15 protein-coding genes are annotated in these 14,296 nt (G+C 64.3%); 11 read left to right on the top strand and 4 right to left on the bottom strand.

From position 1 onward, the window contains the following. Positions 1-157 precede the first annotated feature (157 nt). Entirely contained in the window at positions 158-1,204 is a 1,047-nt protein-coding gene (locus HDG32_RS04675; protein WP_184063794.1) for an asparaginase, read from the top strand. Between the two features lie 259 nt (positions 1,205-1,463). On the opposite strand, the gene HDG32_RS04670 is transcribed toward HDG32_RS04675, so the two are convergent. The 3 genes from HDG32_RS04670 to gcl form a co-directional block, all read right to left on the bottom strand. Then, positions 1,464-2,375, bottom strand: coding sequence for a 2-hydroxy-3-oxopropionate reductase (locus tag HDG32_RS04670; protein WP_184063790.1), 912 nt, complete (start codon positions 2,373-2,375; stop codon positions 1,464-1,466). Positions 2,376-2,447: 72 nt separating this feature from the next. Further along, the gene (otnI, locus tag HDG32_RS04665) at positions 2,448-3,257 is read right to left on the bottom strand and encodes a 2-oxo-tetronate isomerase (RefSeq protein WP_184063787.1); all 810 of its coding nucleotides are present in this window, start codon (positions 3,255-3,257) and stop codon (positions 2,448-2,450) included. 129 nt (positions 3,258-3,386) lie between these two features. Next, on the bottom strand, positions 3,387-5,162 hold the full coding sequence (gene gcl / locus HDG32_RS04660) for a glyoxylate carboligase (RefSeq protein WP_184063784.1): 1,776 nt from the start codon (positions 5,160-5,162) through the stop codon (positions 3,387-3,389). Positions 5,163-5,333: 171 nt separating this feature from the next. Here gcl and HDG32_RS04655 point away from each other — a divergent pair, with 171 nt between their 5' ends. The 10 genes from HDG32_RS04655 (at position 5,334) to HDG32_RS04610 (ending at position 13,305) form a co-directional block, all read left to right on the top strand. Continuing rightward, on the top strand, positions 5,334-6,248 hold the full coding sequence (locus HDG32_RS04655; protein WP_184063781.1) for a substrate binding domain-containing protein: 915 nt from the start codon (positions 5,334-5,336) through the stop codon (positions 6,246-6,248). 175 nt (positions 6,249-6,423) lie between these two features. After that, positions 6,424-7,296, top strand: coding sequence for an RNA polymerase sigma factor (locus HDG32_RS04650; RefSeq protein WP_184063778.1), 873 nt, complete (start codon positions 6,424-6,426; stop codon positions 7,294-7,296). Continuing rightward, positions 7,286-8,302 (top strand): anti-sigma factor, encoded by a 1,017-nt coding sequence (locus HDG32_RS04645; RefSeq protein WP_184063775.1) that lies wholly within the window; start codon positions 7,286-7,288, stop codon positions 8,300-8,302. The genes HDG32_RS04650 and HDG32_RS04645 overlap by 11 nt, the downstream gene beginning before the upstream one ends. A gap of 191 nt (positions 8,303-8,493) precedes the next feature. Beyond that, positions 8,494-8,868 (top strand): 30S ribosomal protein S6, encoded by a 375-nt coding sequence (gene rpsF, locus HDG32_RS04640; protein ID WP_090804556.1) that lies wholly within the window; start codon positions 8,494-8,496, stop codon positions 8,866-8,868. Between the two features lie 69 nt (positions 8,869-8,937). Beyond that, entirely contained in the window at positions 8,938-9,237 is a 300-nt protein-coding gene (gene priB, locus HDG32_RS04635; protein WP_008922420.1) for a primosomal replication protein N, read from the top strand. 2 nt (positions 9,238-9,239) lie between these two features. Beyond that, the gene (gene rpsR, locus HDG32_RS04630; RefSeq protein ID WP_013588504.1) at positions 9,240-9,515 is read left to right on the top strand and encodes a 30S ribosomal protein S18; all 276 of its coding nucleotides are present in this window, start codon (positions 9,240-9,242) and stop codon (positions 9,513-9,515) included. Between the two features lie 27 nt (positions 9,516-9,542). Continuing rightward, on the top strand, positions 9,543-9,995 hold the full coding sequence (gene rplI, locus HDG32_RS04625; protein ID WP_184063772.1) for a 50S ribosomal protein L9: 453 nt from the start codon (positions 9,543-9,545) through the stop codon (positions 9,993-9,995). Positions 9,996-10,164: 169 nt separating this feature from the next. After that, complete coding sequence (locus HDG32_RS04620; protein ID WP_184029116.1) at positions 10,165-11,553, top strand: replicative DNA helicase; 1,389 nt, start codon at positions 10,165-10,167, stop codon at positions 11,551-11,553. Positions 11,554-11,668: 115 nt separating this feature from the next. Further along, positions 11,669-12,295, top strand: a complete 627-nt coding sequence (locus HDG32_RS04615) for a DUF47 domain-containing protein (RefSeq protein WP_018418171.1) — start codon at positions 11,669-11,671, stop codon at positions 12,293-12,295. Beyond that, positions 12,295-13,305: an inorganic phosphate transporter gene (locus HDG32_RS04610; RefSeq protein WP_184063769.1), complete on the top strand. Its 1,011-nt coding sequence runs from the start codon at positions 12,295-12,297 to the stop codon at positions 13,303-13,305. The genes HDG32_RS04615 and HDG32_RS04610 overlap by 1 nt, the downstream gene beginning before the upstream one ends. 142 nt (positions 13,306-13,447) lie before the next feature. Here HDG32_RS04610 and HDG32_RS04605 read toward each other — a convergent pair whose 3' ends face one another. Next, positions 13,448-14,254, bottom strand: a complete 807-nt coding sequence (locus HDG32_RS04605; protein WP_184063767.1) for an SDR family oxidoreductase — start codon at positions 14,252-14,254, stop codon at positions 13,448-13,450. Positions 14,255-14,296 lie beyond the last annotated feature (42 nt).

The following is a 14,296-nucleotide window of genomic DNA, read 5'->3' as shown; positions in this document are numbered from 1 at the left end:
GGACTTGCACCCGTCGTCAATACTTGTGGTGATGAGTGCAATTGGGCACCGCATGAGATTTGAGCCCGCTCGCGCGTTGCGCACGCTCGCGCAAGCCGAACCCGCGTCCGGTCTTCCACGCATGGCGACGCGAAGCGCATCGCTTACAATCGCCGCCATGAATACCTCGACTTCTCCCTTTCTCCCGATTCCCCCCGGCCATAGCACCGCGTCGACGCTGCCGCGCATCGCGGTGCTCGCGACCGGCGGCACGATCGCCGGCGCGGCCCCGGATGCGGCCAATACGTCTGGCTATCAGGCGGGCGTCGTCGGCGTCGATCAACTGCTCGCGGCGGTGCCGGCGTTGTCTACGGTCGCGCGAATCGCGCCCGAGCAGATCGCCAGCGTCGACAGCAAGGACATGTCGCTGCCGCTGTGGACCACACTCGCGCAACGCATCAACGCGCTGCTCGCGACGGACGACGTCGACGGCCTGGTGGTCACGCACGGCACCGATACGCTCGAAGAAACCGCCTATCTGCTGCATCTGACCGTCAAGTCGGACAAGCCGGTCGTGCTGACCGCGGCGATGCGCCCAGCGTCGGCGCTGTCCGCCGACGGTCCGCTGAACCTGCTAAACGCGGTGACGGTCGCCGCGCACGCGGCGGCATGCGGGCAGGGCGTGCTGGTCGCGTTTAACAACCGGATTCACAGCGCGCGCGACATTGTGAAAACGAGCACCTATGCGGTCGATGCTTTCCAGTCGCCTGAGATTGGCGCGCTCGGCTGGGTGCAGGATGGCCGCGTCGAGTTCCAGCGCGGCGTGGTGCGCGCGCATACGGTCGCGAGCGAATTCGCAATCGATGCGGCGTGGCCGCAGGTGGAGATCGTCACGAGCTATGCGGGCGTGTCGCGGATCGCCATCGATGCGCTGGTCGCCGCGGATGTGCGCGGCATCGTCGTGGCGGGAACGGGCAATGGCTCGATCCACCAGTCGTTGCAGCAGGCACTGGCGGATGCCGCGTTGCGCGGCGTGGCGGTGGTGCGGTCGTCGCGCGTGGGTTCGGGGCATGTGATGCGCAACGGCGCGGCGGCCGACGATGCGCTCGGTTTCGTCAGCGCGGGTTCGCTGAATCCGTACAAGGCGAGGGTGCTGCTGATGCTGGCGCTGGCCGCGGGTCACACTGCGCCGGCGGCGTTGCAGAAGGTGTTCGATACGTATTGATTGGCGAATCCGACAGCCGGACACCCGACGACGACGTCTGACCGACCAAGGCTTCCCCGTCACCGACGGGTGCCGCTGCGGACCCCACTTGCCGCTCTCAGCCCAGAGCGGCGCGATTTGCCCGTTGCGCCGCGTCGGCAACCCAAGCTGCCGTGCAACGAACGGGCGCCCCACCTGTGTTCACCGTGAGCTCGCCGATGCCGAAGCGGCAACCGGCGGAATCAACGGCGAGCTGAACTGAAGAGGAAGCACGAAGACCTCAAGCCGCCTTCGCTTCCTCGCTATCCGGCGCCTGCGCGACCTCATGATTCGCCATGATTTCGAGCGCGCGCACCATCGCCGAGTGATCCCACGCCTTGCCGCCGTTCGCGGCGCAGACGCTGAACAGTTGCTGCGCGCTCGCGGTATGCGGCAGCGCGATGCCGAGCTTACGCGCGCCATCGAGCGCGAGATTCAGGTCCTTCTGATGCAGCTCGATGCGAAAGCCCGGATTGAACGTGCGCTTCGTCATGCGCTCGCCATGCACTTCGAGAATCCGCGACGACGCGAAGCCGCCCATCAGCGCGTGCCGCACCCGCTCTGGGTCGGCGCCCGAGCGCGACGCGAACAGCAGCGCTTCCGCGACCGCTTCGATGTTCAGCGCGACGATGATCTGGTTCGCGACCTTGCAGGTCTGACCCGCGCCGTTGTCGCCGATCAGCGAGATGTTCTTGCCCATCAGTTCGAACAACGGCTTGGCCAGCGCAAAGGCTTTCTCGGGACCGCCGACCATGATCGTCAGCGACGCATCCCGCGCGCCGATTTCGCCGCCCGACACCGGCGCATCGAGATAGTCGACGCCGAGCGCGTTGATCTTCTTCGCGAACGCCTGGGTGTCGAGCGGCGAGATCGAGCTCATGTCGATGACGAGCTTGCCTTTGGCGAGGCCGGCGGCGACGCCGTCGTCGGCGAACAGCACGTTGGCGACGTCCGGCGTGTCCGGCACCATGATGATGACGATGTCGGCGGCCTGCGCGACCGCGGTCGAACTGGCCACCACGCTCGTGCTCTTCGCGATGTCGTCCGGTACCGGATACGCGCCGTTCACGAACAGCGCGTGACCGCCCTTGATGAGGTTGCGCGCCATGTGCGCGCCCATGATGCCGAGTCCGATGAAGCCGATCTTTGCCATGTGTGTGAATCTCCAGGGTTATAGGGGGCGTGCGTTGAGGCTTCAGGGTTCCGTCAGGAACCCCAAGGCGCCTCAAGCCGCCGCATGCGCCGCGCCGCGCGCCTGACCTGCCACGCTTTGCACCCAGCCGAGGCCGGCATCGGTCGTCGTGCGCGGCTTGTATTCGCAACCGACGTAACCGTCGAAGCCGAGCGAGTCGAGCAGCGCGAACAGATACGGATAGTTGATCTCGCCGGTGCCCGGTTCGTGCCGCCCAGGGTTGTCCGCGAGCTGGATATGCGCGATCTGCGCGAGGTTCTTTTCGATCGTCGCCGCGAGTTCGCCTTCCATCCGCTGCATGTGATAGATGTCGTATTGCAGGAACAGATTGTCCGAGCCGACCTCGCGAATCACGTCGAGTCCATCGCGCGAACGGTTCAGCGCGAAGCCCGGAATGTCGTACGAGTTGCATGGCTCGACGAGCAGCCGGATGCCGGCCTTCTTGAGCTCGCGCGCGGCAAAGCGCAGGTTGTCGACGATCGTTGCGCGGGCGGTGTCGGCGTCGACGTTCGCGCCCGCAATGCCGACGAGGCAGTTCAGTTGCGGCACCTTCAACGCGCTTGCGTATTCGATCGCGCGGCCCACGCCTTCCTGAAACTCGGCGACCCGATCGGGCAGGCACGCGATGCCGCGTTCGCCGGCTTCCCAGTTGCCGGCCGGCAGGTTGTGCAGCACCAGCTTGAGGCGATTCTGTTGCAGACGTGCGCTCAATTCGGCGATCGAATACGGATAGGGAAACAGGAATTCGACGGCATGAAAGCCGGCGTTGGCCGCTGCCGCGAAACGGTCGAGGAACGGCACTTCGTTGAACAGCATCGTCAGGTTCGCTGCGAATTTAGGCATGGTGCTTTTGTCTCTCAGGTCGGTCAGGGAGTGGCGCGCTGGTCTCGATGAGGCGAGGGCGCGGAGCATGAGCCCGGACCTCGCGCATCGAGCGCGCTGAATGCTGCGAATACCGCGAAGACGCAACGCTCAATCGAGCAGGCTGATCGCCGTCGGCGCGTCCTCGCGCTTTTCCGCGAGTTCCTCGAACTCGTTGATGGCGTCGATCTCGGTGCCCATCGAGATGTTGGTCACGCGTTCGAGAATCACTTCGACGATCACCGGCACGTTGAACTCGGCCAGCATCGACTGCGCTTTTTGCAGCGCCGGCTTCAGCTCTTCCGGCTTGAACACGCGAATCGCCTTGCAGCCGAGACCAACGGCCACCGCGACGTGATCGACGCCATAGCCGTTCATCTCCGGCGAGTTGATGTTCTCGAAGCCGAGCTGCACGCAGTAGTCCATTTCGAACGCGCGCTGCGCCTGGCGAATCAGCCCGAGGTACGAGTTGTTCACGACGACATGCACGTACGGCAGCTTGAATTGCGCGCCGGCCGCAAGCTCCTCGATCATGAACTGGAAGTCGTAGTCGCCCGACAGCGCGACGATCGGCCGTTGCGGATCGGCCGCGCGCACGCCGAGCGCCGCCGGAATCGTCCAGCCGAGCGGGCCGGCCTGGCCGCAGTTGATCCAGTTGCGCGCCTTGTACACGTGCAGGAATTGCGCGGCGGCGATCTGCGACAGGCCGATCGTGCTCACGTAGCACGTGTCGCGGCCGAACACCTGGTTCATCTCTTCGTAGACGCGCTGCGGCTTCATCGGCACGTTGTCGAAGTGCGTCTTGCGCAGCATCGTGCGCTTGCGTTGCTGGCAATCGGCAACCCACGCGGCGCGATCCTTCAGCTTGCCCGCGGCCTTCCATTCGCTGGCCACTTCGACGAACAGTTCGAGCGCGGCCTTCGCGTCCGACACGATGCCGAGATCCGGGCCGAACACGCGGCCGATCTGCGTCGGTTCGATATCGACGTGCACGAACTTGCGCCCCTTCGTATAGACATCGACGCTGCCGGTGTGACGGTTGGCCCAGCGGTTGCCGATGCCGAGCACGAAGTCGGACGCGAGCATCGTCGCGTTGCCGTAGCGATGCGAGGTCTGCAGACCGACCATGCCGGCCATCAGCGGATGGTCGTCGGCAATCGCGCCCCATGACATCAGCGTTGGGATCACCGGCACGCCGAGCGTTTCGGCGAACTTCACGAGCAGGTCTTCGGCTACGGCGTTCAGCACGCCGCCGCCCGACACGATCAACGGCTTGTCGGCATCGTTGAGCAGCGTCAGCGCGGCTTCGATCTGCTTGCGGGTCGCCTTCGGCTTGTAGACCGGCAGCGGCTCGTACGTGTCGATGTCGAATTCGATTTCGGCGAGCTGCACGTCGATCGGCAGATCGACCAGCACCGGGCCCGGGCGGCCCGAGCGCATCAGATGGAACGCCTGCTGGAACACACGCGGCACCAGCGCCGGCTCGCGCACGGTCACGGCCCACTTGGTGACGGGCTTGGCGATCGATTCGATATCGACGGCCTGGAAGTCTTCCTTGTACAGACGCGCGCGCGGCGCCTGGCCTGTGATAGCCAGAATAGGAATCGAGTCGGCCTGCGCGGAGTACAAACCGGTGATCATGTCGGTGCCGGCGGGTCCCGACGTACCGATGCACACGCCGATGTTGCCCGGCTGCGCGCGGGTGTAGCCCTCGGCCATGTGCGATGCGCCCTCCACATGACGCGCGAGCACGTGGCTGATGCCGCCGGCTTTGCGCATCGCCGAGTAGAACGGGTTGATCGCGGCACCCGGCACGCCGAACGCGGTATCGATGCCTTCTTTTTCGAGCACCAGAACGGCGGCGTCGACGGCTCTCATTTTGGCCATGAATGTCTCCTCAAGGTCGGGAATTACGTCGGTTGAGGGACACTGTAGGCCTGCGCCAAAGGTTTGATAAGATCAGTCCGGGTCGCTTATTCCGAAACAAAAAGTATGGAATAACGTGAAGCCCGGCGCACGGCCGGCATCAGCCCGGCAAGAGACAGGTGGGAGACGAACATGGACCGCTTCAAACAGATCGAAACCTTCGTGCGGGTCGCCGATGCGGGCAGTCTCGCGGCGGCGGCGCTTGAGGAAGGCGTGTCGCCGGTGATTCTCGGGCGGCGCATCGATGCGCTCGAGAAGCGCCTCGGCGTGAAGCTGATGTATCGCACGACACGGCGGCTCGTCGTCAGCGAGGACGGCGCCGCGTTTCTCGAACGCTGCCGCGGGCTTCTCGGCGAATGGGATCAGGCGGAAAACGAACTGAGCGCGGGGCGCCGCGCGGTGAACGGCCATCTGATCGTGTCGGCGCCCGCCGCGTTCGGGCGTAAGCACGTCGCGCCGCTCGCGCCTGCATTTCTGCGCGACAAACCCGAGTTGCAGATGTCGTTCAATCTGACCGACCGGGTCGTCGATCTGGTGCGCGAGGGCTACGATCTGTCGATCCGCATCGGCGGCGCGGTCGATCCGAACTTCGTCGCGGTGAAGCTCGCGTCGAACCGGCGCGTGGTGTGCGGTACGCCCGACTATTTTCGCCGTCACGGCAAGCCGAAGACGCTCGAGGATCTGCCGGCCCACAACTGTCTCGCGTTCAATCTGCAAGGCGGGCAGAACCGCGGCTGGTATTTCCGCCGCAACGGCAAGCTCGCGACGGTGCGGGTGGGCGGCTCGCTCGACTGCAACGATGGCGAACTGCTGCATCGCTGGGTTTCGGAGGGGCTCGGACTCGGCTGGCGTTCGACGTGGGAAATCCAGCGGCAGCTCGCGCGCGGCGAGCTCGAAACCGTGCTCGACGATTATGCGCTGCCCGATTACGACATCCTTGCGGTCTATCCGCAGCAGCGCTTCGTGCCGGCGCGCGTGCGCTATTTCATCGACTATCTGAAAGACGTGTACGCGAGCGACGACTACTGGAACCGGCCATCGTACTAGCTGGCGAGCGGGGCGCGCAGGCGATCGCGGTCTTTCTTGCGAATGCTCGCCTGAGTCGGGAATAAACTCGGTCTATGGCCAGTTCTGCTGTGAAAGACACGTCGGGAACGACACCACGCGGGACGCGCAACAGCGACCCGCACGACGCAGCCGCCATGCCCTTGGAGGGGCCCACGTGGTCCAGACCGATTCAGACGCTGATGCCGACGCAGCGAAAAGCCGCCGCTTCCAGCAGCTGGCGTTGCCGCATCTCGACGCCGCGTACAACCTCGCGCGCTGGCTGTGCGGCAATCCGAACGATGCCGAGGACGTCGTGCAGGAAGCGTTCATGCGCGCGTTCCGCTTCTTCGATACGTTTCGCGGCGATTCCGCGCGGCCGTGGCTGCTCGCGATCGTGCGCCGCACCTGGTACACGGAATGGCGCCGGCGCGCGCCGTCGCACGACATGCTCGAGTTCGACGAAACGATGGACGACGCGACCCTCGACGGCTGGAGCGCGGGCGGCGACGATCCGCAGACGCTGCTGATCCGCGACGAGGATGCACGCCAGGTACACGACGCGTTGGCGCGTTTGCCGGTCGAGTATCGCGAGGTGCTGATCTTGCGCGAGCTCGAGGAGATGGGATATCGGGAGATCGCGGTGGTGGCCGATGTGCCGATCGGTACGGTGATGTCGCGGCTCGCGCGTGGGCGGCGCAAGCTGGCGGAGGTGTTGATGGCGCAGCAGCGAGGCGGGGGGGAGTCGGTTGGCGGGGGGCGCAAAGGCGGGCAGGGTGACCGGCGCGGGTCGACGCAAGCGCCGCTGGAGCAGGGGGCGCAGTCCGGGCGAGTCGTGCAGTCGGCGGCAGTCGCGCCCTCGGGGTCGTCCACGCCCTGCGCGCCGTCCGACCGGTCACCGCGAAGTTCCGGCGACGGCCGCGCGGCATCATCGGCGGTCGTGCCCGCCACCGCAACAGTGACGCAACTCCGGGCGTTTGCCGACGGCCGGCCCCTCAACATTCCCGGCGCTGCCGCCGACCCCGCTCAGGAGACGCCGGATGGACTGTAACGAAGCTCGGCCGCTCCTCGAGGCGAATGCCGATCACGAACTGCCGGCACCCGATGCGCGCCGGGTCCAGCAGCATATCGAGAGCTGCGACGACTGCCGGCGCGCGAGCGACAACCTGCGCGCGCTGAGCGGCGCGCTGCGCGCGGCGCCGTATCATCGGGCGCCGCAGTCGTTGCGGGCGCGGATCGTGGCGGGCTTGCCCGGCGCGGTCGAGGGAGGAACTGCGGGGTTGGCCACGACGGCGGCGCCTGAAGATGCAGAGGAGGAGGCTACCGGCAGCGCTAGCGCCGGGATGACCGACATGGCGACGTACGAACCTCAGCGTCAGCGTCGCTGGGCGCGGCGGCCAGCGTGGCTCGACCGGTGGCTCGGTGGCTTCAGCGGTCCGGGTCGCTCGGGCGGTTCACGCGGCCGGCTAATCGGCTTCAACGGACCGCATGCCGCCGGCGGCGCCAACCGCGTGGTCGCGCGCGGCGGTCTCGCGGTGCTCGTGATCGCGCTGTGTGCGGCCACCGCTGTCCTGACGCTGACGCTGCGCCGTCCCGCCGAATTCACGCCATTCACCGACGAACTCATCGAAAGCCATGTGCGCGCGCAGGTTTCCGGCCGCGACATCGACGTAATTTCGACCGACCGTCACACGGTCAAGCCATGGTTCAACGGTCGGCTCGACTATTCGCCGCCGGTCGAGGACCTCGCGGCGGCCGGCTTCGCGCTGGAGGGGGGCCGGCTCGACTACCTCGCGCACCAGCGGGTCGCGGTGCTCGTGTACCGCTACGGCAAGCACGTGATCGACGTGTATGTGTTTCCGCAGTCCACGACGCGTGGCATTGACGGCGCGGCGCCGGCATCGCTCGCCCACGACGGCTATTCGATCGCGCACTGGGACGCGGCGGGCATGACCTGGTGGGCGATCTCGGACGCCGCGCCCGATGCGCTCAAGGGACTCGAAGCGGCGCTCAGAGCGCGTTTGCAGAGCGGCAGCCAGCGCACGGAAGCGGGTTGAGGGGCAAGAACGGCACGACTTCCGCGACCCACCACCCTAAGCTCTTGAAAACACATCCGATTCCGCCGCCGAATCGGCGGAATTCCTTGCAACCCGTCCCCATTCGGGTTACACTCTTCGGCTTCTCACTTGCCGCACCGGTTCCGACGCCCGGGCGGCTTCTATCCAAAAGTCAGCACAAGGAGTGTGTAATGCGTCATTACGAAATCGTCTTTATCGTGCATCCCGATCAAAGCGAGCAGGTGCCCGCCATGATCGAGCGTTACAAGGGCACGATCACGTCGCACGGTGGTCAGATCCACCGCGTCGAAGACTGGGGCCGTCGCCAACTGGCCTACATGATCGAGAAACTCGCGAAGGCTCACTACGTCTGCATGAACATCGAGTGCGACCAGACCACGCTCGACGAGCTGGAACACGCGTTCAAGTTCAACGACGCCGTTCTGCGTCACCTCATCGTCAAGATGAAGAAGGCCGAAACCGGCCCGTCGCCGATGATGAAGGAAGTGCAGCGCGAAGAAGCCAAGAAGTCGGCAGCAGCTCAGCCGACCGAAGCGCAGGCTTAAGACTCATTATTTAAGCTGCCAGACACGCAGCGTCGCTTCGCTCACGTACACGAAGACATAAACAGGTACATGAACCGGCTGCAACTTACGGCGAGCGTCGTCGAACGCGAACCGGTGCGGTACACCCCCGCCGGCGTTCCGATTGCAAGCTGCACGTTGCACCACCGCACGGAAGTCGTCGAGGCGGGCATTGCCCGTCAGGTCGAACTGACCATGCAGGCGGTCGCCGCGGGCGAAGCGAGCGGTAAGCTCGAAAACTGTCAGATGGGCGTCGAAACGCTCTTCACAGGTTTTCTGGCTAAAAAGCACCGTAACGCGCGAACTCTGGTATTTCACATCACAGCATTGCAGGACATTGGAAAGGACTAATCATGCCCCGCCCGACTGGTAAGAAATTCGACAAGCGTCGTCAGCAACAGAACCCGCTCTTCAAGCGCAAGAAGTTCTGCCGTTTCACGGCTGCTGGCGTCGAGTACATCGACTACAAAGACATCGAAACGCTGAAGGACTTCATCGGCGAGAACGGCAAGATCACGCCGGCACGTCTCACGGGTACCAAGGCGCATTATCAACGCCAGCTGGACACGGCTATCAAGCGCGCACGTTTCCTCGCGCTGGTGCCGTACACCGACCAGCACAAGGCCTAACCCGACGACGCGATAAGGAGCATCCGAATGCAAATCATTCTTCTGGAAAAAGTCGTCAATCTGGGTAACCTCGGCGACATCGTGAAGGTCAAGGACGGTTACGCACGTAACTTCCTGATCCCGAACAAGAAAGCTCGCCGTGCAACGAAGGAAGCCCTCGCTGAATTCGAAGTGCGCCGCGCAGAACTCGAAAAGCACGCCGCTGAAAAGCTGGCAGCCGCTCAGGCCCAAGGCGAAAAGCTGGCAGGCCGGACCGTTCAGGTCAATCAGAAGGCTGGCGTCGACGGCCGTCTGTTCGGCTCGGTGACGAACGCTGACATCGCCGAAGCGCTCGGCAAGCAAGGCTTCGCAGTGGAAAAGGCGCAAGTGCGTCTGCCGGAAGGCCCGCTGAAGATGGTTGGCGAGCACCCGGTTCAGGTTTCGCTGCACACCGACGTTCTCGTCGATGTAACGGTGGCCGTGATCGGCGAGCACGTCTAAGCAGACCGCATCTAAGCATCAGGCAGGATCAGCCAGCGTATTGCTGGTGAAAAGCAGGGGCCGGGAAACCAGCCCCTGCTTTTTTTGTGCCCGACTATCTCTCGTATATCCCCGTATTTGCGTTTTTTCCGCTCGCAGCCGTCGCCGGATTGCCCGATAATTCCTCCCCATGAACGCACCGTCCAAAGATCCCCAACTCGAGTCGCTGAAAGTCCCGCCGCATTCGATCGAAGCCGAGCAATCGGTGCTGGGCGGCCTGCTGCTCGATAACGCGGCCTGGGACCGCATCGCCGACTTCCTCGCGCAAAGCGACTTCTACCGCTACGACCACCGCATCATCTTCGAGCACATCGGCAAGCTGATTGCGGCCACGCGGCCGGCCGACGTGGTCACCGTCTACGAAGCGCTCGGCACTTCGGGCAAGGCGGAAGAGGTCGGCGGCCTCGCTTACCTGAACGCGCTCGCGCAGAACACGCCGAGCGCGGCCAACATCCGCCGCTATGCGGAAATCGTGCGCGACCGCGCGGTGCTGCGCCGGCTCGTGTCGGTCGCCGATGAAATCTCCGCCGACGCGTTCAACCCGCAAGGCAAGGAAGTCCGGCAATTGCTGGACGAAGCGGAATCGAAGGTGTTCTCGATCGCCGAAGACGGCGCGCGCGGCACCCAGGGCTTTCTCGAGATCGGGCCGCTGCTGACCCAGGTGGTCGAGCGGATCGACACGCTCTATCACACCGCCAATCCGAGCGACGTGACCGGCACGCCGACCGGCTTCGTCGATCTGGATCGTATGACCTCGGGCATGCACGGCGGCGAGCTGATCATCGTCGCGGGCCGTCCGTCGATGGGTAAGACGGCGTTTTCGATGAACATCGGCGAATACGTCGCGGTCGAGTACGGACTACCCGTCGCGGTGTTCTCGATGGAAATGCCGGGCACGCAGCTCACGATGCGTATGCTGGGCTCGGTCGGCCGGCTCGATCAGCATCGCATGCGAACCGGGCGCCTGACCGACGAGGATTGGCCGAAGCTCACGCACGCGGTGCAGAAAATGAGCGAGGCACAGATCTTCATCGACGAAACCGGCGGTCTGAACCCGATGGAACTGCGCTCGCGCGCGCGCCGGCTATCGCGCCAGTGCGGCAAGCTCGGGCTGATCATCATCGACTATCTGCAGCTGATGAGCGGCTCGTCGTCGGGCGAAAATCGCGCGACCGAAATCTCGGAAATCTCGCGTTCGCTGAAGAGCCTCGCGAAGGAGCTCGACGTGCCGGTGATCGCGTTGTCGCAGCTGAACCGCGGTCTCGAGCAGCGGCCCAACAAGCGGCCAATCATGTCGGACCTGCGCGAATCGGGCGCTATCGAACAGGACGCCGACGTGATCCTGTTCATCTACCGCGACGAAGTGTACAACCCGGACAGCCCCGACAAGGGCACCGCGGAGATCATCATCGGCAAGCAGCGGAACGGTCCGATCGGTCCCGTCCGGCTCACTTTTCACGGCCAATACACGAAGTTCGATAACTTTGCGGGCGCGCAGAACTTCTACGGCGGCGAGTGACGCAAAGCGCCGTGGGCTGTTGTAACGGCGCTGTCGCGAGTGCGGCAATGATGGCGGATCGGTACAATATGGCGGTTTTATGTCAGCCATAACGTGACCCATTTCCAGGATCCCAATGTTCGGTCGATTCATGCCCACCGAGGGCAAGTTCTTTGAAATCTTCAATTCGCACGCAACGTGCATCATCTCGGCAAGCCGCGAACTCGAGCTCCTGATCGACAATCTGCAGGACGCCGAAACCCACAAGCAGAACGTACAAAAGGCCGAGAAAGCGGCCGACAAGCTCACGCACGAAGCCATCGACCTGCTGCACAAGACCTTCATCACGCCGCTCGACCGCGACGAGATCCACAAGCTGATCACGACGATGGACGACATCCTCGACCTGATGGAGGACGTCGCCACCGCGATCTCGCTGTACGACGTGCAAGCGGTCACGTCGGAGGCGAGCCAGCTTGCGCATATCTGCACGGCGACCTGCGAGCGCGTGCAGTTCGCGGTCAGCCTGCTGTCGGACATGAAGCAGGCGAGCCAGATCCTGAAGGCCTGCGAGGACATCGACCGGCTCGAATCGGAAGCCGACCGCGTGCTGCGCGCGGCGATGTCGAAGCTGTTCCGCGAGGAAGACGACGTCAAGGTCCTGATCAAGCTCAAGGCGATCTACGAGCTGCTCGAAACGATCACGGACAAGTGTGAGGATGTGGCCAACATCATCGAAGGCATCGTGCTGGAAAACGCATAATGCAATCGATACAACTCGCTATCTGGGTCGTCACCGGCCTGGTTGCCATTGCTTTGGTGTTCGACTTCATGAACGGTTTTCACGACGCGGCGAATTCGATCGCCACGGTCGTGTCGACCGGCGTGCTGAAGCCACAGCAGGCGGTGGCGTTCGCGGCGGCGTTCAACGTCATCGCGTATTTCGTGTTTCACCTGAAGGTGGCCACGACCGTCGGCAAGGGCACGATCGACCCGGACATCGTCGACCACTACGTGATCTTCGGCGCGTTGGTCGGCGCGATCGCGTGGAACGTGATCACCTGGGTCTACGGCATTCCGTCCAGTTCGTCGCACGCGCTGATCGGCGGCCTCGTGGGTGCGGCGCTCGCGAAGTCGGGCTGGGGATCGCTGAACTGGGATGGCCTGATGAAGACCGTCGCGTTCATCTTCATTTCACCGCTGCTCGGCTTCGTGCTCGGCTCGTTTTTCATGCTGCTGGTGTCGTGGCTGTACTTCCGCACGCCGCCTAGCAGGGTCGACCGTCGCTTCAGGCGTCTGCAATTGTTCTCCGCTAGCCTGTACAGCCTGGGTCACGGTGGCAACGACGCGCAGAAAACCATCGGCATCATCTGGATGCTACTGATCGCCACCGGCTTCGCGTCGATGAAGGCGGACGCACCGCCGCTGTGGGTGATCGGCGGCTGCTATCTGTCGATGGGCCTCGGTACGCTGTTCGGTGGCTGGCGCATCGTGCGCACGATGGGCCAGAAAATCACGAAGTTGAAGCCGGTCGGCGGCTTCTGCGCGGAGGCGGGCGGAGCGATCACGCTTTTTACCGCCTCGGCGCTCGGCATTCCCGTCTCTACCACACATACGATCACCGGCGCGATCGTCGGAGTCGGCGCGACGCAGAAGCTGAGCGCGGTGCGCTGGGGTGTCGCCGGCAACATCGTCTGGGCCTGGATGCTGACGATCCCGGCTTCCGCGGTGCTGTCCGGCGGGGCCTGGTGGCTGGGCCACCACTTCCTGTAATCACCATGCGATGCATGGCCTGCGCTGCCGGGTTCGGCTGAGTCTGGCTGAACAGCACGCGCGGGCTTCGGCTACATGCCGCCCTTGGCATCGCACCGGTGTCCCTACGCAGTTCGACTAAAAAGCGCGTGGCACGACGCGTTCAGATCAGCGGCGCATTCGCACCATCCATCGGAATGATCGCGCCCGTCACATAGCTCGCGCGGCGGCTCGCGAGGAACAGCGCCACGTCGGCGATTTCCTCCGGCTTTGCATAGCGCCCGAGCGGCATCCGGGCCTGGCCGCGCGCCAGCGCTTCGTCATTGCCGATGCCTTGCTGCGCCGCTTCCAGCCGGACCGCTTCCTCGACGCGCTCGGTCAGCGTCGAGCCCGGATTGATCGCGTTGATGCGGATGCCATAGCGCGCGTAGTAGTGCGCGAGGCCGACGGTCGCGAGCATCAGCGCCGCGTTGGCCGCGCCGCCTGCGATATGGATGTCGCTCGCGACCTTGCCGCCCATGCCGATGATATTGACGATCGTGCCCGGCTCGGCACCGCCGTTGGCTTTCGCGCGCTCGGCCATACGGCGCAGCACTTCCTGCTGCGGATAGATATACGGGAAATACTTCGCTTCCATCGTCGCGCGGAATGCGTCGGCATCGAGCGCCTCGGGGTCGTACCGGCGCGCGGCGCCGGCACTGTTGACCAGTACGTCGATCGGGCCCACGGCGGTGCTGACTTCCTCGACGATATCGGCGGCGCTGTGCGCTTCGTGCAGGTCGGCGCGCGTGCGGTGCACGTGGAATCCTTCCTGTTTCAGCTGTTCGTAGGCGCGCGCAAGGTTGGCGGGGTCGCGCGACACGATCGCGACCTTCGCGCCTTCCTGTGCGAAGGCGCGCGCGCACGCGAAACCGATGCCTTTGCTGCCGCCGGTGATGAGCACCACCTTATTTCTGAGCCCGAGTTCCATGGTCGTTACCCGCCGTCGAAAGAATATCGATGACGATAGCAG

Origin of the sequence: Paraburkholderia sp. CI2 (assembly GCF_014201055.1) — a bacterium.
GTDB lineage: Bacteria > Pseudomonadota > Gammaproteobacteria > Burkholderiales > Burkholderiaceae > Paraburkholderia > Paraburkholderia tuberum.
This window is presented reverse-complemented; position numbering and strand designations above follow the sequence as displayed.